This window comes from Priestia megaterium (assembly GCF_023824195.1).
In the GTDB taxonomy this organism is placed as follows: domain Bacteria; phylum Bacillota; class Bacilli; order Bacillales; family Bacillaceae_H; genus Priestia; species Priestia megaterium_D.
Window position 1 is genome coordinate 94,061 of record NZ_CP085444.1, and the last position, 16,782, is coordinate 110,842.

Here is a 16,782-nt window from a genome sequence, read left to right on the forward strand (position 1 = left end):
TCATAACACAAAGTAGGAAACATAAAATATAGTAAGGAACTATCAGCCTGATCTTTCCTTAAGAAAAAACAATCCAACTCCCACGGATTGTTTTTTCTCTTTTTATGTAAATGATTAATTTTTTACATATTGAGCAAACTACACCAGACGCCGTGAGGCATCATAAAATGACTCTCCATTCCTTACGGGGACAGAAAAAGCCACTGATTAGGTCCAGTGGCTTTTCTTGTTTTCAGACTGTATATGATATACAAAGTTAGTTAACATAATGCATTTTCTAGGAACAAAAAACAGCCTTTGAAAGGCTGCTTTTTTCCTCTTAAAAGTTCTTTGAGAGCTTAAAATATAATTTCATTTACTTCTTTTAATGTAACGAACCTGCCACCCAGCGCATTATTATGAACCTTTTGGAATTATTGTTCCAAGGGGTTTTTTAGGTGATATATGTAGCTATAATATGATTTTTCGTTTTATTGGAATTACTTTTTGCGGTATAACGTAAAATGTTTGTGTTATATACAAACAGATATGCGGTGCATCGTACTCTATTTTCCAATAAAATGAAAAACGAAGTCAAACATCATTAGTTTTTTCCAGAGATAATTCAGTCTTTTTTTTCTGTCTAGTTTGTGTAGCATGTTTTACCGAAACGAGATATACCCCTATTGTAATAAAGATGACGCTTACCAAAGTACTGACAGTTAAATGCTTACCTAAAATCATCCATTCAAATAGAATGCTGAGTAAGGGAATAAATAAAAGAGAAGCTGAAGCAACCGTTGTATTAACTTTTGAGAGTATAAAATACCATCCTGTAAAACAGTATGCTGAAGCAATTATGCCAGTGAAGAGGACAATTAATAAGGCCTCCGTACTCCAATTTATAGGTTTATGAAATTCCATTATTAGTGAGGCGATTGAAATTCCTATGGTTCCAAATATCATTTGCCATGCTGATATAGTAAGTTTATTTGACGAAGTAAAGTTTTTTTTCATGTATATATTAGAAGCGCCCCAAGAAATAGCACCTAACATAAGCAAAAATTCACCTAGAATCACATTCCAGTTAGAAGACAATATTAAATCTAACCCTAATATTGAAATTAATCCGATTAAAGAGATACCAAGACCTATTACCTGTCTTGAACTAATTTTTTCTTTTAGAACTAAATATCCAATTATGGCGCTCCAAATGGGCATGGAATAAATGATGATAGAAGCTTGCCCTACATTGATAAACATCATTCCATATAAAACTAATAGAAACACTGAAGTAGTTTGTAATAAACCTAAAATTATAGTTTTAAACCATAGGCCTTTTGGAAATAAGGGGGCTCTGAATATAAGTAATACTAGTAACATACATAAGCTTCCTATAAAAAAGCGTAAAGCCGCAAATTTAAAAGGGGGAATAGACTCTAGACCTATCTTGGTAATAACCCACCCATAACTCCAAGACAATATGATACTGAGAAGAAGTAAATAGGTAATAAATTGAGATCTTTTTTTGGTAATGTGCATAATTTTTTCCTCCATACAAATTTTTTATATAAAATTAATATCATATATTAACAAAAATGTAAAACATTATAAATGGCGGTGTAGCCAAGTCGGTAAGGCAAGGGACTGCAAATCCTTGATCCTAGGTTCAAATCCTAGCGCCGTCTCCATTATCTTAAGAAATTAATTTGTATGAATTTAATATTTAGACTAAAGGGTATCCATTCATAAATATAAAATGGCGGTGTAGCCAAGTCGGTAAGGCAAGGGACTGCAAATCCTTGATCCTAGGTTCAAATCCTAGCGCCGTCTCCATTATCTTAAGAAATTAATTTGTATGAATTTAATATTTAGACTAAAGGGTATCCATTCATAAATATAAAATGGCGGTGTAGCCAAGTCGGTAAGGCAAAGGACTGCAAATCCTTGATCCTAGGTTCAAATCCTAGCGCCGTCTCCATTATCTTAAGAAATTAATTTGTATGAATTTAATATTTAGACTAAAGGGTATCCATTCATAAATATAAAATGGCGGTGTAGCCAAGTCGGTAAGGCAAAGGACTGCAAATCCTTGATCCTAGGTTCAAATCCTAGCGCCGTCTCCATTAAACTAAAGGGGTAGTGATTTATATGGCTGTAACGAATAAATCTGGTATCAAATCAACTCATGAACTTGTAGAATCTGAAGAAAAGTTACTTAATCTAATTAGAAATGAGTTAAAAGTTAGCGAATATAAAGATCTAGTTGTGATGGCGGGCCATTTCATGTTGTTCATGGATGAACATAAAAATGAACTGATTCCAGGGGTAATTGAAGAGCAGGATAATCAAATTATTAGAGAACGTGTTGAGCAAAGAGTGGGCATTTTCCCAAAATACACATGGGAACTTGGAGTTGAAATAGCAAAGGAATTCTCGGATGAATTTGACGAAAAGAAATTTCTTTTACTAATTAATGACTGGCAATATGTACCTGCAAAGAATGTGTCAGCTAGTGAATTAAGGGCACAGTTCTATGAGAAATTTAGCTTTCCAACATCTTATATGAAAGTTCTAGAAAACTCTAAAGTATTCTCAGAGAGGAATATCCTAAAAAGTAGAAAGCATGACCTTGCATTTCCAGAAACATGGCTTAAATATAGATTTCAAAAGAGTGCAAACAAACTCGTTAAAGAAGGTAAGTTAGAAAAGAAAGTTTTAAATAATCAAACTAAAGACTCAGAAGTTACATTTTTAGATGAGAACGGAAATTATAAAACCTTAATTAGTTGTGGAATTACAGGATGTGCCGGAGAAATTACTGAAATGATTTCTGAAGTTTACAAAGATGGAAAAAGACTAATGCTTGTATTTGCTCCAGGTGAGTGTTATCAGCCCGTTAAAACTGGGGTAGAAATAGCACTAAATCTTTACAAATTAACAGGCATGAAGATAATAATTGCAGATCCAGGTGGGAGTGGAGAAATGTCTAAAGAAGAAATCTATAGCAAAATGGTGAATTTTTCTGTTTTTGAAAGCTAAGCTGAAAGTAGAGGTTTAATAAATGGGAATTTTATATTTAGATCATTGTGCTACAACTCCTTGTCACAAAGAAGTTATGGAAGTTATGCTAAAATATTTCAATTCAGAATTTGGAAATCCGTCTTCCTTGCATTTTTACGGAAAAAAAGCTTTACATGCAGTCAATAATGCCTCTCGACAAGTTGCTGAGATTATTGGTGCTCATACTGAAGAAATAACTTTCACTTCTGGTGCCACAGAGAGCAATAATCTCTTTTTATTAGGATTATATGAATGGTTAAACAGAGTTAATGGAAACATTATTCTATGTCCCATAGACCACAAATCTACCTTGGAAGTGGGAAAAGAACTTCAGAGGCGTGGAATTGATGTAAGGTACGGAAGAGTGGATGCCAAAGGACAAATAGATATAAATTTCCTAATGGATTTAATAGATCAAAATACCAAGTTATTAAGCATATCTCTTGTTAATTCAGAATTAGGCGTGATTCAAGATATAAAGACATTATCTAGCATTTGTAATGCTAAAAATATCCTACTACATGTAGATGCTGTACAAGCAATAGGTAAGATACCTGTTGACGTAAAGAAAATGAAAGTAGATGCTTTATCTTTATCAGGTCATAAAATTTACGGACCGAAGGGAATAGGTGCACTATTTATTGATAGATCTGTTAAACATTTGGTTAAACCATTAATGTTTGGCGGAGGACAGGACGTTCTTCGAAGTGGTACACTGCCCACTCCTCTTATTGTTGGATTAGGACATGCCTGTAGTTTAGCTCAAAAGCAAATAGATGAGCATCATACTAAGGTAATAAATTTACGACAAGCTTTTATTAAGGCTTTACGAGAAGAGTTGGTAACGTTTGAGTTTAATAATGATATCTCAATTAGTATTCCGCATGTTCTTAATATAAGGATACCAAATGTTAGTTCAGAAACTTTGGTTTTAGGGCTAGGGGATGTTGCGATTTCCTCAGGATCAGCCTGTAATTCAAATAGTTTAGAGCCTTCCTATGTACTTACTTCTATAGGATTAAGTGAAGAAGAAGCAAATAATTCTATAAGAATTTGTTTGAGCCCGGATTTAACAAATGAACAAATAAAAACAGCTGTCAAAATTTTAGGTAAAAAAATTAAAAATATAACACAATTGCAAGGAGAATTTGTATGAAGGTTATAGTTCTAGCAGGCGGTGATTCTTCTGAAAAAGAAATCTCACTAAGGACCGGTGAGTGTGTTTATAACACTTTAATAGAACTTGGTTATCAGGTGGAAATGTGTTCAATTACCACTTTTAAAGATGTATTAAATTTAGAAATAGGGGATAATACTTTAATCTTCAATGCTTTACATGGTGGTTTTGGCGAAGATGGAACTTTACAGTCATACCTATCTTATCTTAATTTACCCTATAACGGTGCAAACGCACTAGCTAGTTCGATAGGTATGAATAAAGAGGTGACTAAAAAATTAGCAAGTACAATAGGTATTTCAATTCCTAAGAGTATGTTAATTACAAAAACAAGCATTTTAAGTTATGAGAAAGTGAAATATGTTTTGGGATCTAAATTTGTTCTGAAGCCTTTGTCTCAAGGGTGCAGCGTGGGTTTATATTATGTAACTTCTAAAGAAGAGTACGACACTTTTATACCACAGGCATTAGAAATTGAGGAAAGTGTCATTTTAGAAGAATTTATTACAGGCATCGAGATTACGGTAGGAATGCTAGGAGAGGAGATCCTTCCTCTTGTGGAAATTAAACATAACCATGATTTATTTGACTATGAAAGTAAATTTACTCCTGGAATGTCCCGATTTATCGAATGTGAATTACCGGAAAAAATGCAAAAAAATATTCAAAAACAGTCTAAAGAATTCTTTAATTTATTAGATATAACAGATTACGCTCGATTAGATTTTATTGTAGATGAGTCCGGGAAAGCATATTTATTAGAATTAAATACTCTGCCTGGCTTGAATACCAGTAGTCTTTATCCTGTAGCTTGTAAATTCATGATGTTAGATTATAAAGAAATGATGCAGCGATTGGTTCAATTAATTGCGATAAAAAAAGGTCATACGCAAAGTGTCGGCTAAAGCCGACATTTTTCGCGTGCTTGTAATTTTTTTTGAATACTATATAGGTATAAACAACTAATTTATTTATAAAAAATTCTTAGACAGGTAAAAGAGGCGGATATGGATACCAAAATTTATGATATAATAAAACAGGTATTAGATAGAAATATTTTGGATGAAAAGTTAAAAAAATACATATGTAATTGCATGTTAAAAAAACAAAGTGAAGGTTTTTTATTTAGTCAACTCATAGAAATACATTATAAGTTATTTGGCGGGGATTCTGAAGGTGAAATAATTAATATTTCTGCAGCTCTTGAATGCTTACTTTTATCCTTAGATATAATTGACGATATACAAGATGAAGACGATATAAGTTCATCATTATTTGATATGGAAAATGCAAATCTCTTAAATGTTTCTACATTACTTATGTTCATTTCTCAACAGTTATTAAATGAATGTAGTTCTCCGTTCAAAAAAAATATAACGACTTATTATACAACTTTAACTATGAGAGGAATTGAAGGACAACATTTAGACATAAATAATGTGTTGGCAGATGAAAATAATTACATAGATATGGTAGGGAAGAAATCAGGTTCTTTTACTGCTTTAGCTGCATTAATAGGTACTGCTTTAGCTACTGACGTATATCCATACAGCTCAATTTTAGATTATTCTATAGATATAGGGATCGCTAGTCAATTGCTCAATGATGCAATTGATATTCAAAGAATAGAAGAAAAAAACGATATTTTCAAAAAAAAGATTACGTTACCTATAATTTTTATATTAGGTCATCCTAACTCTAAATTAAAACTGCTTAAATCGTATGTTAATGAAGAAATCAATTATGACAATTTACTTCTGCAAAAACAGACTTTACTCCAGGAAATTACAGACTCTAAGGCAATAGAATATACTATGCTCCAAAGAGAATTTTATTTACAGCGAGCCCTTAACACTATTGAATCTATTAATTTTCCAAGACCTGAACTTAAACCTAAACTTATAGAATTTGTGAAAGGAAGATAAACATGAAAGAATTACTGTACTATTTAAGTGAAAATCCTGATATTCTGGAGTTAGTGAAAGAAGGAAAAGCGAGTTTAATTTTCAATTCCGATTTAGGCATTAAAGTAGAAACTATAATTGACATTTTAATTAATAATTCAGTTGATATAACAGCGAGTTATTGGAAATAGGTACTAACCATTTAATAGAACAAGCGATTAGAAACTTTCTAGTCGCTTGTTTTATCAGTAAGTGAGGAAAATATATGGAAAAAAGACACTATGTTTTGATAATAACATGTTTGATATATTCACTGATATTTACTTACTTTGGAAAAATAATTATAAATCAACCTTATATAGGAGTTGAACTTAATAAAAAAGAAGGAGTTTTGTTCGTTGAAAAAATATATGCAAATAGTTGGGGGGAACAATACTTAAAAAAGGGTGATATCATTGTTACTAAACATTATAAGGGTTTAGATAATCTTGAAGGTATGAAGAATTTAACAATTTATAGAGGTAAGGAAATTTTAAATTTTAAAGTTAGTTACCATAAGCTTCCTGATCAAATTCTTTTTCAAATAGTCATTCCTTTTATTTTCTTATTTATTTGTTTAACATTTAGTATCATCTTGCTTCTACGAGGAAAATGGAATAAACCTAAAATGTATACAATTTGTTTCTTTCTAGTGGTATCTTTAGGCTACTTAAGTGCTAGTGGTTCGTCTAGAGAGGATTTTATTTCACGATTTATTAGTGGTCTTTGTTTATCGATCGTACCATACTTGTTAGTTCATCTTTTGTATCAGTATTTTAAAAAATCAGATATTAAAGCTTTGACTACTGTTAGCTTATATTTAGCATATACATTATGTTTATTCATAGGCATTTTAGAATTCTTTCCTTTGACGTCATCATTTAAAAATTACATATCTTCAATACAGTTATTTATTTTTGGTATTGGAACTTTTTATTTAATTACTATTATTTTTAGTTACTATAATAAATTAAAAAGCCTGAAAGATGGGCCAATTATTCGTATAATTTTAATTAGTCTTATGGTATCTTTTTTACCCATTATTTTATTTTATATTTTACCAATTGTGATTTTTCATCATACGCTCTTGAGTGCAGAAATAGCTATTTCTTCAATGATGGTATTGCCTTTTTCCCTATTTTATCTGAATTTTAAAAGTGTTTACTTTGACGTGGACTTCTTGATACAAAGAATAAAATATTATTCTTTAGCATCTATATTATTTGTTTTAATAATTTTACTATTTAGCATCAATGTCAAAAATAATTTTACTTCCCTGTTTTTATTTGGATTGCTATTACTTGTATGTTTTAATATTCTATTGTTTTTTTATGGGAACTTGCAGCTTATTTTTAATAAAAACAGTAAATTTAATTACCAAGATAGTTTGTACAATTTCACCAGAAAATCTAAAAAAATATTAAGTTTTCAAGATTTAATTTATTTTATTGAAAAAGAAGTTAAAGTTGGATTGAGAATACCTCAGATTGTTCCTTTTAAATTAAGCAAAGAAAATGGGACTTGCACTGACTTAACTTTGGACTGTAAATACATAAATATTCTCTATAATAATGTGTTAGATTTAGAAAAAAACAAAAAACTCTTTGATAAAGTTATAGATGTACATAATGAATTGTATTTAGTTCTTGGTGAAGAGAATAATGAATTTGTTGTCTTATACATTGATCGCTCTCATACAAAAGTAAAACTTAATATTCAAGAAAAAAAATGGCTTAATACCCTTATGTATTATGCTAATATTATTTTTGAAAATCTAAAGAAAGTAGATGCCTTACTTTTAGAAATTGAGAATTTAAAAAGAGACAAAACTTATTACCCCTACTGGATGGCGCAATTGTTTTGTCGGATTTCCGAAAAAGAACGTGCAAATTTAGCTAATGATATTCATGATAATATCTTACAGGATCAATTATTGTTGTATAGAAAATTTGAAGAAATAGCAAATGATAAAAATTTGGTCAGCAATTTAACCCAATCAGATATTACATTTTTTAGAGAAATGATCCTAGATAATATTTACTTAATCCGAGAAACTTGTAACCATTTAAAGCCTGCTTTTTTAAAGGAATTAGGGATTGTAGAAGCTTTAAAAAATTTGATTGATAAGATTCAATTGCACTCCAATTTCGAAATTGAATATTACTTTGATGAATTAGAGTGTTTAGATGACGAAACCTCTATAAATTTGTATCGAATTATTCAAGAGTTACTAAATAATGCTATTAAGCATTCTGAAGCCACTAAGGTTATTATAACCCTACAGCGCCAGGAACCAATGGTCTGTCTAAACTACAGGGATAATGGGATAGGGTTTAATAACGAAAATAAAAATAAGGTAAATAAAACTATAGGATTATCCAGTATTAAAGAAAGAGCACATGCTTTAAAAGGCAGCGTTACTTTTACTTCGACCCCTAAAAAAGGTTTACAAGTTTCAGTTTCATTCAGTCTAGATAACCTTCCCGAGATAGGAGTAACTGTATGATTAATATTTTGATTGTTGACGACCATCCAGCAGTAGCACAAGGTACAAAGTTTATTTTAGAGCAAAATGGAAAAGTCAAAGCTCATATAATTAATGATCCATTTGAAGTCTTGGAAAATATAAGTGAAAATGAATATGATATCGTCATATTAGATCTCCATATGCCGGGATTAAATGGCATTGATTTAGCAAAATTAATTAATCAAAAGTCAAAGGCAAAGATAATTATATATACAGGTTACGACGTAGAAAATTATTTTAATTTATTAATTGAATCAGGAGTAATAGGGTTTGTGAGTAAAGCATCTTCCGCGAACGGCTTAATAAATGCTGTAAATGGTGCATTAAATGATGAAGCAGTTATCCCTGTTACTTTGTTAAGACAGCTTAGGAGAACCTCTTTAAAAATTCAAGGAGATCAAATGAACATCGACGTAACTATAAATGAAGAAGAACAAACTATACTAATAGAAATCGAAAAAGGTTCGACAAATAGGGAAATATCTCAAAAGTTACATGTTAGCCAAAGAACAATTGAGCATAGGCTAACAAGTATATTTCAAAAACTCAATGTTAATTCTCGGGTTCAAGCAGTTCTAAAAGCTAAAGAACTAGGCCTAATCCCTAGTAATAAAACAATAAACTTATAAACCTTCCTTCTGAAAAAGGGAGGTTTTTTTTTACGAAAAATATTTGTGTATTGCCGAAATAGAAATGCGGTAATAATTGTAAAATTTTTATGTAAAATTAACATGTGTTTATGAATTTGAAGGAAGGAGCTTGAGTTTATATAGATAATAAAATTGGCACAGATATTATTGAAATTAATAAAATTAAGGAATCAGTAAATGCTTTCGGTGATAAGTACTTAAAAAAAATATTTACAACTAAAGAAATCCAATACTGTATGAAATACAAAAAAAACTATGCTCAGCATCTAGCTGCTAGATTTGCTGCGAAAGAGGCAGTAATTAAAATTTTAGAGCCTCTAAATGAAGTTATTCACTTCAAAGATATAGAAATAGTAAGGTATTCCAACGGTTCATGTAAGGTTGAGCTTCATGGAAATGCAAAAAAATTAGCCATGGAGAGAAATATAAATTATACATCAGTTAGTCTAAGTCATGAAGAGAAATATGCAATAGCTATGGTTTTAGTAAGTACATATAAAAAGGAGTAAAAATATGAAAGAAAAAATCATAAAAATATTAGATAAATACGGAAGATTAGTAATTGAGACTAAAGATTTAAAAGATAATACGGATTTATATGAGGTTGGGTTATCATCTCACGCTAGTGTAAATATATTACTTTCATTAGAAAATGAATTTGATATTGAGTTTCCTGATGACGTTTTAAACAAGAAAATGTTTTCTTCAATTAATAATTTAATAGAAGCTGTTGAATCAGTTACTGCAGTTAAATAGGAGGATATTTTAATGCTTCTTCAAAAAAACAGTAAAGCTTATGTGTTGGAAAACTTAGAAGAAATCACTAAGGTGATGGGGCAATTTGCCGATGAGGTTGATAAAGAATGCAGATTTCCTATTGAAGCAATAAATAAAATGAAGGAGTATCATTTATTAGGAGCCTATATTCCTACAGATTTTGGTGGATTAGGTTGCTCAATTGAAGAGTTGGTTCAGATTGCAAAGTTACTTGGCAAGTATTGTGCCTCATCTGCGATGATTTGGGCTATGCATCAAATTCAGTTAATTTGTCTTGTACACCATCATGAAGAAAATGAGGCAGTAAAAAAGTACCTTACCAAGGCAGCCGATTATCAATATCTTATTGCTTCCATAACTTCAGAAGTCGGCACAGGGGGAGACATTAGTAGAAGTATCTGTGGAATTGAATGGAAGGAAGAGTATTCTAAGTTATCTAAGAAAGCTTCCGTTATCTCTTATGGTAAATACGCTGATGCTTATTTAGTTACAGCAAGAAAAGGAATAAATGCTAGTGAAACAGATCAACTACTTGTTTTGTGTGAACGGACAAATATAATTTCTGAACAAACAACGGAATGGGATACGCTGGGAATGAGAGGAACATGTAGTCCTGGATTCAATATTGAGGCTATCTTTCCTAATGATTTTGTACTTAACTTGCCATTTAAAGATATAGCAATACAATCTATGGTACCTGTTACACATATTTTATGGGCTGCTGTTTGGTATGGAGTTGCGGAAGCTGCTTTAGAAAAAGCACGAAATATGCATAAAAGAAACTATAAGCAACACTTAAAAGCCGGGCTTGCTACTTCCACTAATTATGACCTAGTTGACTTGCAAAATAAGTTGTCACTTTTTAAAAACAACTTGCAAATTCATACACATAAATACCAAGAAATAAGCAAAAATTTAGACAGTAAATCTAATGAATTATATGAGATAGACTATTCTTTAGAAATAAACACCTTAAAGATTACTTCTTCAGAGATAGCTTTGGAAATTGTACAAAAATCTTTATTTATTTGCGGAATTTTAGGTTACTTAAATAATACTCCTTCAAGTTTAGGAAGAAGTATTAGGGATATTATGTCTTCGATTGTGATGATAAATAATGATCGTTTATATGCCACGAACTCATCTTTATTATTATTATTAAAATAGCCTATAGTGAGGGAAACTATTCATGAGTACAAATGTTTTAACAAATACTTTCTTAACAGAGTTATTAGAAAAAGGGCATTTAATTTCTACAGGGGTAAAAGGAGTATACGGTAAAGGAAAAGAGATGAACCTTCTCCTAAAAAATATAGAGGATTTTATATCTGGGTATGGACGGACAGAGGATACTGAAATCATGATGTTCCCACCAATTATGAATCAGGAAGATATTCAAAAAGCAGAATACCTTAAGTCTTTTCCTCACCTTTTAGGCAATGTACAATCCTTTCAAGGTAATGAGAATGACCACAAACAAATGATTACTACACTTGATAAGGGGAAGGATTGGAGTAAGCATTTTTCTAACAGTGGGGTAGTGATGACGCCTGCGGCTTGTTATCCCGTATATTCTCAATTAGCAAAAACAAAGGTTCCTTTAGGTGGAAGAACAATAGAAGTAGCCTCTTTTTGCTACCGTCATGAACCGTCTAATGAACCTACAAGAATGCAATCCTTTAGAATGTTAGAGTTTATTAAAGTAGGATCTAGCGATGAAGTGAAAGTTTGGCGTAAGGAATGGCTAGAAAAGGCACAAGCACTATTAGATCTCTTACAAGTCAACTATGAAGTTGTGATTGCTAATGATCCTTTTTTTGGCAGTGGAGGAAGGCTACTTAAGATTAATCAAAATCATCTGGAATTAAAATATGAAATCACTATTCCAATAAATGATGAGGAAGCGCCTACTGCAGTAATATCTTCTAACTATCATCAAGACCATTTTGCTAAAAAACATCAGATTTTAACTGAGACTGAAGATATGGCTCATACTTCATGTATAGGTTTTGGAATTGAAAGGCTAGGTTTAGCACTATTAAAACATCATGGTTTAGATACGAAAGAATGGCCAGCTAATTTGAAAACGTTACTAAATTTATAAGTGAGGAGGTACTTGATATGAATAAATATATGTTAATCGGTACCGTTGCTCTCATATCATCTGCTTTACTTACTTCTATTAATCAAGTGCTTTACGCAAAATGGGTTCAGAATATGAACCCATTTGTATATAGTTTTTTGAGTTTTTCCTTAACTTTATTATTTTTCTTGATTATCACTTGTATAGTATCTCTTAAAAACAAACAAAATAAGGATAAGACTAAAGAGAATAAGAAAAATGAGATAAGTTATATATTAATTCTTAATACTATTACCGCAATAATTTTTATATGTTTTTACTATGCTAATAAATTTATAGAGCCAGCCATTGTAAGTTCTATAGAGATTGGTATAGGTCCCATAATTGCTCTTAGTATAGGATTACTATTAAAAAATATAAAATTATTGAAAGTAGATGTGGCAGTATGTATAGGTATTTTATTAGGAACCTGCATATTAGTGTGGGCATCCATAACAGGAGCATCAGGAGTAAATGTACAAATAACTAATACTTTAAACGGTTTAATAACTTCTTTTATTGCTGGAATTGGTATGGTCCTAGCTACACTCTACTCAAAAAAACTTAGCGAATTGGGGTGGACGACATTTAAAATTTTAGCTCATCGCTTTTATATGCTTGTTCCACTATCATTCATCCTCGTTTTAAATCAAAACTTTGATGATATTATTCAAGTATTTTTAAATAATTGGTTATTAATTACCATATTTACTTTTTTAGGGCTTGTTATTCCTTTATATCTCATTCAAGTAGGGATAAAACATTGCAACCCTTTATTTGTTGCAGTAACAATGTCCTGTGGACCTGTTTTTACTTTCTTATTTCAATTGATTGACCCGCGAGTGGAGTGGTCTTGGACATCATTGTCTGGAATCGTAATCATATGTTTATTTGTAGTACTAAAAGTTTTATATCAAAAGCAAGGGTTAAAAGTAGAGAGTGTGGAAGGAGAAACAATAAAACATGCATAAAGATCAATTTTGTGTCATTGTAGATGCTTATTCAACAGGTAATCAGTTATATAACCATTTTAATCAGTATGGCTATACTGTAATACACGTACAAAGTTCCAAAGAAATATCTCCAATATTTGAACCTTCATTTAGAAGAAAAGATTTTACTATCAATATTATTCATAATGGTAATTTAAAGGAAACTGTAGCAATTATTAGAAAATATGAACCTAGTTTTATTGTACCTGGGGCAGAAACTGGTGTAGAACTAGCTAATGAGATAGCTAAAGAATTAAATCTTAAACGTAATGATGATGATAAAGTACATGCTCGACGAAATAAATATTTAATGAATGAGATCATTAGAGAGAAAGGATTACCTACTGTAGAACAAATTAAAACAGGAGACTTAATCAAAGCAAAAGAGTGGGCAGTAAGACTAAATAAATGGCCATTAGTAGTAAAGCCCCTACATAGTGCTGCTTCAGATGGTGTTAATTTTTGCCACAACAAGGAAGGTTTAGATCATGCATTCAATGAATTAGTGAATAAAAGAAATTCCTTAGGAATCCTTAATGATGAAATCCTTGTTCAACGCTATTTAGACGGGCAGCACTATGTAGTGAATGCAATTACTTACGAAGGAAAGCATTTTATTACTGATATTTGGACTCAAGAATTTCATAAAGGAGCAGGTGTAACAGTTATTTACGATAGCATTAGTTTGGTTCCTTATAATGATGTTAAACATGCAGAAATCGTAAGGTATGTAAAATCGACTATCGATGCTTTAGGAGTCAAATATGGGCCTACTCATACTGAATTAAGACTAACTGAAGAGGGCCCTCGTTTAATAGAAGTTAATTGTAGAACAATGGGACTTTCCTTAAAAGAGGAGATAATCTCTGAAGCTTTATCTTATAGTTATAGCTCCCTTACCGCAGATTGCTATGCTAATCCCGAAAAAATAGTCAATTTAGTGTCAAAGAACAAAATGTACAAGATTAACAACTATATATCTTTAGTTTTTCTTATTACAAGTCAAGAAGGGATTATTGATGATATTCCTGGGCTTAAATTTTTAGAGTCACTGCCCTCCTTTGGAGATGTTCAACTAAATGTAAAAAAAGACGATGAATTAAAGAAAACTATAAATGTAGAAACTCACCCTGGTTTTATCCTTTTTACTAGTGACTCTCCAACTCAAATTGAGTCGGACTATAGAAAGTTACGAGATTTAGAAAATAAAAACTTGTTTTTTAAAACAAAGGAGCTAGTTCTAAATTAAAATGTTAAGAAGCATTCTAAAAGTTGTAATACTATTTAGTTAAAGAAGAGGGTTAAAAAATGCATAATTATTTTGAATGTCACAACTATAATCCTAATTCAACTATCTCTTTATTTTGTTTTCCCCATGCTGGAGGTGGGGCGGATATCTATTACGATTGGTCAAATTTTATAAGACCTGAAATAAATATCTACATCCTCAACTTGCCTGGAAGAGGGAAAAAATATTTAGAAAAGCCTTTTGAAGAATTTAACGTATTATTAGATAATCTGCTTATAGACATAGAAGATTTGCTTGATAAACCTTTTATTATTTTTGGTCATAGTATGGGTGCGCTTATAGGTTTTGAACTAAGCAGACGTATATTTGAAATGTATAATAAGAAACCTGAACATTTGTATGTTTCTAGCTATCCATCACCCGAAATTATCAATAATAATTTAGTAGAAAATAATATTTCTGATGATGAATTAATCACCAAGTTAAAGGAGCTAAATGGTACCCCAAAAGAAATATTTCAACATAAAAGATTTTTAAAACTACTATTACCAGTTATAAGAGCTGATTTTAAACTATTAAACTCGTATAGTTATAAAGAGCTAGCTCCTCTTTCTTGTCCTATTACTAGTATTATAGGTAGCCATGACAACATAAGTGTTGAGTTAGCAAAGGAGTGGTATAAACACTCGGTAGCAGTATTCTCTTTGCAAATATTTAGAGGGGATCATTTTTACCTTAACAATTTCGAGGCAAAGAAAAAGATTGGGAAATTAATCGAAAAGGATTTTATGAAAATTAATAATTGATACCATTATCTATTTTTATTAATCGTTATAGCATAATTAAAAGGAGAATATGATGGAAAATGAGAATAATATAAAACAATTACATAGGGGATTAGAAGAAAGACATATTACGCTAATGTCTTTAGGTGCGGCGATTGGGGTAGGCTTATTTCTAGGCTCTGCTTCGGCTATTAAATTAGCTGGACCTGGGATTTTGTTAGCATATTGTTTTAGTGGATTAGTAATGTTTTTTATTATGAGGGCACTTGGGGAGATGGCAATTCAAAATCCAGTGGCCGGTTCGTTTAGTAAATATGCTCGTGAATATGTGAGTCCATTTGTTGGTTATTTAACAGGTTGGAATTATTGGTTCTTATGGATCCTTACATGTATGGCCGAAATTACAGCAGTAGGCATTTACATGGAATATTGGTTTCCAGATATCCCCCGTTGGATATGGGCCCTCAGCGCTTTAATTATTATGACATTAGTAAATTTTATAGCTGTTAAGGCTTATGGAGAGTTAGAGTTTTGGTTTGCATTAATCAAGGTCGTTACTATTATATTAATGATTTTAGTGGGTGTTGGAATGATTTTAGTAGGTCTTGGGAATGGTGGCATTGCTACTGGTATTCAGAACCTATGGAATCATGGAGGCTTTTTCCCGAACGGGATAGAAGGAGTATTAATGTCTCTCCAAATGGTAATGTTTGCTTATCTAGGAATTGAAATGATCGGAGTTACGGCTGGAGAAGTAAAAAATCCTCAAAAATCTTTATCTAAAGCTATAGACGCCGTGTTTTGGAGAATTCTTATTTTCTATGTGGGTGCTTTATTCGTTATTATGTCTATCTATCCTTGGACAGAGATCGGTACAAAAGGGAGCCCCTTTGTATTGACATTTGATAAAATTGGTATTCCAGGAGCAGCCGGTATTATCAATTTTGTTGTATTAACTGCAGCTTTATCGTCTTGTAATAGTGGAATTTTTAGTACAGGACGAATGCTATTTAATTTAGCTCAACATGGGGAGGCATCCAATAAATATAAGTACCTTACAAAGAGTGGAGTACCTGGAAAGGCAGTTTTAGCTTCTGCTTGTATCCTACTAATTGGTGTTCTTTTAAACTATATTGTTCCAGCTAAAGTATTTACTTGGGTAACAAGTATCGCAACTTTTGGCGCGATTTGGACATGGGCAATTATTTTAATAGCACAAATCAGATATCGCCGAGGTTTAAATGCAGAGCAAGTTAAGTTACTAAAGTACAAGTTGCCTTTATTTCCTTACACCTCATATATATCTTTAACTTTTTTATTTGTAGTAGTAGTTCTCATGGCTTACTTCCCTGATACAAGAGTTGCTTTAATTGTTGGTCCAATTTGGTTTGGGTTTTTAATAGTACTTTATTATATAAAAGGATTTCATAAAAAAAATAAAACTAAAGTTGAAATAGATCAACACGTTAGTTAAAAATTAGGGGATACTTTGCTTAAAGTTATCCCCTAATTTTTATA

At 31.4% G+C, this 16,782-nt stretch carries 16 protein-coding genes and 4 tRNA genes; 19 read left to right on the top strand and 1 reads right to left on the bottom strand.

Annotated elements, in window-relative coordinates:
- Positions 1 to 573: 573 nt before the first annotated feature.
- Positions 574 to 1,521, bottom strand: coding sequence for a DMT family transporter (locus tag LIS78_RS28270; protein WP_252285459.1), 948 nt, complete (start codon positions 1,519 to 1,521; stop codon positions 574 to 576).
- Positions 1,522 to 1,595: 74 nt separating this feature from the next.
- Here LIS78_RS28270 and LIS78_RS28275 point away from each other — a divergent pair.
- The 19 genes from LIS78_RS28275 to alaP all read left to right on the top strand — a co-directional run bounded on the left by LIS78_RS28275 (position 1,596) and on the right by alaP (position 16,738).
- Positions 1,596 to 1,670 (top strand) — tRNA-Cys (locus LIS78_RS28275).
- Positions 1,671 to 1,740: 70 nt separating this feature from the next.
- Positions 1,741 to 1,815, top strand: a tRNA-Cys gene (locus LIS78_RS28280).
- Positions 1,816 to 1,885: 70 nt separating this feature from the next.
- Positions 1,886 to 1,960: transfer RNA gene (locus LIS78_RS28285), tRNA-Cys, on the top strand.
- Between the two features lie 70 nt (positions 1,961 to 2,030).
- A tRNA-Cys gene (locus tag LIS78_RS28290) sits at positions 2,031 to 2,105 on the top strand.
- A 25-nt stretch (positions 2,106 to 2,130) separates the two neighbouring features.
- The gene (locus LIS78_RS28295; RefSeq protein WP_209152301.1) at positions 2,131 to 3,021 is read left to right on the top strand and encodes an LPD16 domain-containing protein; all 891 of its coding nucleotides are present in this window, start codon (positions 2,131 to 2,133) and stop codon (positions 3,019 to 3,021) included.
- A 22-nt stretch (positions 3,022 to 3,043) separates the two neighbouring features.
- On the top strand, positions 3,044 to 4,198 hold the full coding sequence (locus LIS78_RS28300) for a cysteine desulfurase family protein (protein WP_252285460.1): 1,155 nt from the start codon (positions 3,044 to 3,046) through the stop codon (positions 4,196 to 4,198).
- Positions 4,195 to 5,124 carry a D-alanine--D-alanine ligase family protein gene (locus LIS78_RS28305; RefSeq protein ID WP_209152299.1) on the top strand — a complete coding sequence of 310 codons (930 nt, stop codon included), beginning with the start codon at positions 4,195 to 4,197 and terminating at the stop codon, positions 5,122 to 5,124. The genes LIS78_RS28300 and LIS78_RS28305 overlap by 4 nt, the downstream gene beginning before the upstream one ends.
- A 102-nt stretch (positions 5,125 to 5,226) precedes the next feature.
- Positions 5,227 to 6,144, top strand: a complete 918-nt coding sequence (locus LIS78_RS28310) for a polyprenyl synthetase family protein (RefSeq protein WP_209152298.1) — start codon at positions 5,227 to 5,229, stop codon at positions 6,142 to 6,144.
- Positions 6,145 to 6,146: 2 nt separating this feature from the next.
- Positions 6,147 to 6,314, top strand: coding sequence for a competence pheromone ComX (locus LIS78_RS28315; RefSeq protein WP_209152297.1), 168 nt, complete (start codon positions 6,147 to 6,149; stop codon positions 6,312 to 6,314).
- Between the two features lie 74 nt (positions 6,315 to 6,388).
- Positions 6,389 to 8,668, top strand: coding sequence for a sensor histidine kinase (locus LIS78_RS28320; protein ID WP_245210761.1), 2,280 nt, complete (start codon positions 6,389 to 6,391; stop codon positions 8,666 to 8,668).
- Positions 8,665 to 9,318 (top strand): response regulator transcription factor, encoded by a 654-nt coding sequence (locus LIS78_RS28325; RefSeq protein ID WP_209152296.1) that lies wholly within the window; start codon positions 8,665 to 8,667, stop codon positions 9,316 to 9,318. The genes LIS78_RS28320 and LIS78_RS28325 overlap by 4 nt, the downstream gene beginning before the upstream one ends.
- Before the next feature lie 152 nt (positions 9,319 to 9,470).
- The gene (gene acpS / locus LIS78_RS28330; RefSeq protein WP_286676979.1) at positions 9,471 to 9,848 is read left to right on the top strand and encodes a holo-ACP synthase; all 378 of its coding nucleotides are present in this window, start codon (positions 9,471 to 9,473) and stop codon (positions 9,846 to 9,848) included.
- 4 nt (positions 9,849 to 9,852) lie between these two features.
- Entirely contained in the window at positions 9,853 to 10,095 is a 243-nt protein-coding gene (locus LIS78_RS28335) for an acyl carrier protein (RefSeq protein WP_209152295.1), read from the top strand.
- Positions 10,096 to 10,107: 12 nt separating this feature from the next.
- Complete coding sequence (locus LIS78_RS28340; RefSeq protein WP_252285461.1) at positions 10,108 to 11,283, top strand: acyl-CoA dehydrogenase family protein; 1,176 nt, start codon at positions 10,108 to 10,110, stop codon at positions 11,281 to 11,283.
- 22 nt (positions 11,284 to 11,305) lie between these two features.
- Positions 11,306 to 12,220, top strand: a complete 915-nt coding sequence (locus LIS78_RS28345; protein ID WP_252285463.1) for an amino acid--[acyl-carrier-protein] ligase — start codon at positions 11,306 to 11,308, stop codon at positions 12,218 to 12,220.
- Between the two features lie 17 nt (positions 12,221 to 12,237).
- On the top strand, positions 12,238 to 13,209 hold the full coding sequence (locus LIS78_RS28350; protein WP_245210760.1) for an EamA family transporter: 972 nt from the start codon (positions 12,238 to 12,240) through the stop codon (positions 13,207 to 13,209).
- The gene (locus LIS78_RS28355) at positions 13,202 to 14,479 is read left to right on the top strand and encodes an ATP-grasp domain-containing protein (protein ID WP_252285464.1); all 1,278 of its coding nucleotides are present in this window, start codon (positions 13,202 to 13,204) and stop codon (positions 14,477 to 14,479) included. The genes LIS78_RS28350 and LIS78_RS28355 overlap by 8 nt, the downstream gene beginning before the upstream one ends.
- 59 nt (positions 14,480 to 14,538) lie before the next feature.
- Entirely contained in the window at positions 14,539 to 15,285 is a 747-nt protein-coding gene (locus LIS78_RS28360) for a thioesterase II family protein (RefSeq protein WP_209152291.1), read from the top strand.
- Between the two features lie 52 nt (positions 15,286 to 15,337).
- Positions 15,338 to 16,738 (top strand): alanine permease AlaP, encoded by a 1,401-nt coding sequence (gene alaP / locus LIS78_RS28365; protein ID WP_252285465.1) that lies wholly within the window; start codon positions 15,338 to 15,340, stop codon positions 16,736 to 16,738.
- Positions 16,739 to 16,782 lie beyond the last annotated feature (44 nt).

Coding starts and splice junctions, on each gene's coding strand:
- LIS78_RS28270 (WP_252285459.1), bottom strand. CDS start 1,521: ATGCACATTACCAAAAAAAGATCTCAATTTATTACCTATTTACTTCTT.
- LIS78_RS28295 (WP_209152301.1), top strand. CDS start 2,131: ATGGCTGTAACGAATAAATCTGGTATCAAATCAACTCATGAACTTGTA.
- LIS78_RS28300 (WP_252285460.1), top strand. CDS start 3,044: ATGGGAATTTTATATTTAGATCATTGTGCTACAACTCCTTGTCACAAA.
- LIS78_RS28305 (WP_209152299.1), top strand. CDS start 4,195: ATGAAGGTTATAGTTCTAGCAGGCGGTGATTCTTCTGAAAAAGAAATC.
- LIS78_RS28310 (WP_209152298.1), top strand. CDS start 5,227: ATGGATACCAAAATTTATGATATAATAAAACAGGTATTAGATAGAAAT.
- LIS78_RS28315 (WP_209152297.1), top strand. CDS start 6,147: ATGAAAGAATTACTGTACTATTTAAGTGAAAATCCTGATATTCTGGAG.
- LIS78_RS28320 (WP_245210761.1), top strand. CDS start 6,389: ATGGAAAAAAGACACTATGTTTTGATAATAACATGTTTGATATATTCA.
- LIS78_RS28325 (WP_209152296.1), top strand. CDS start 8,665: ATGATTAATATTTTGATTGTTGACGACCATCCAGCAGTAGCACAAGGT.
- LIS78_RS28335 (WP_209152295.1), top strand. CDS start 9,853: ATGAAAGAAAAAATCATAAAAATATTAGATAAATACGGAAGATTAGTA.
- LIS78_RS28340 (WP_252285461.1), top strand. CDS start 10,108: ATGCTTCTTCAAAAAAACAGTAAAGCTTATGTGTTGGAAAACTTAGAA.
- LIS78_RS28345 (WP_252285463.1), top strand. CDS start 11,306: ATGAGTACAAATGTTTTAACAAATACTTTCTTAACAGAGTTATTAGAA.
- LIS78_RS28350 (WP_245210760.1), top strand. CDS start 12,238: ATGAATAAATATATGTTAATCGGTACCGTTGCTCTCATATCATCTGCT.
- LIS78_RS28355 (WP_252285464.1), top strand. CDS start 13,202: ATGCATAAAGATCAATTTTGTGTCATTGTAGATGCTTATTCAACAGGT.
- LIS78_RS28360 (WP_209152291.1), top strand. CDS start 14,539: ATGCATAATTATTTTGAATGTCACAACTATAATCCTAATTCAACTATC.
- alaP (WP_252285465.1), top strand. CDS start 15,338: ATGGAAAATGAGAATAATATAAAACAATTACATAGGGGATTAGAAGAA.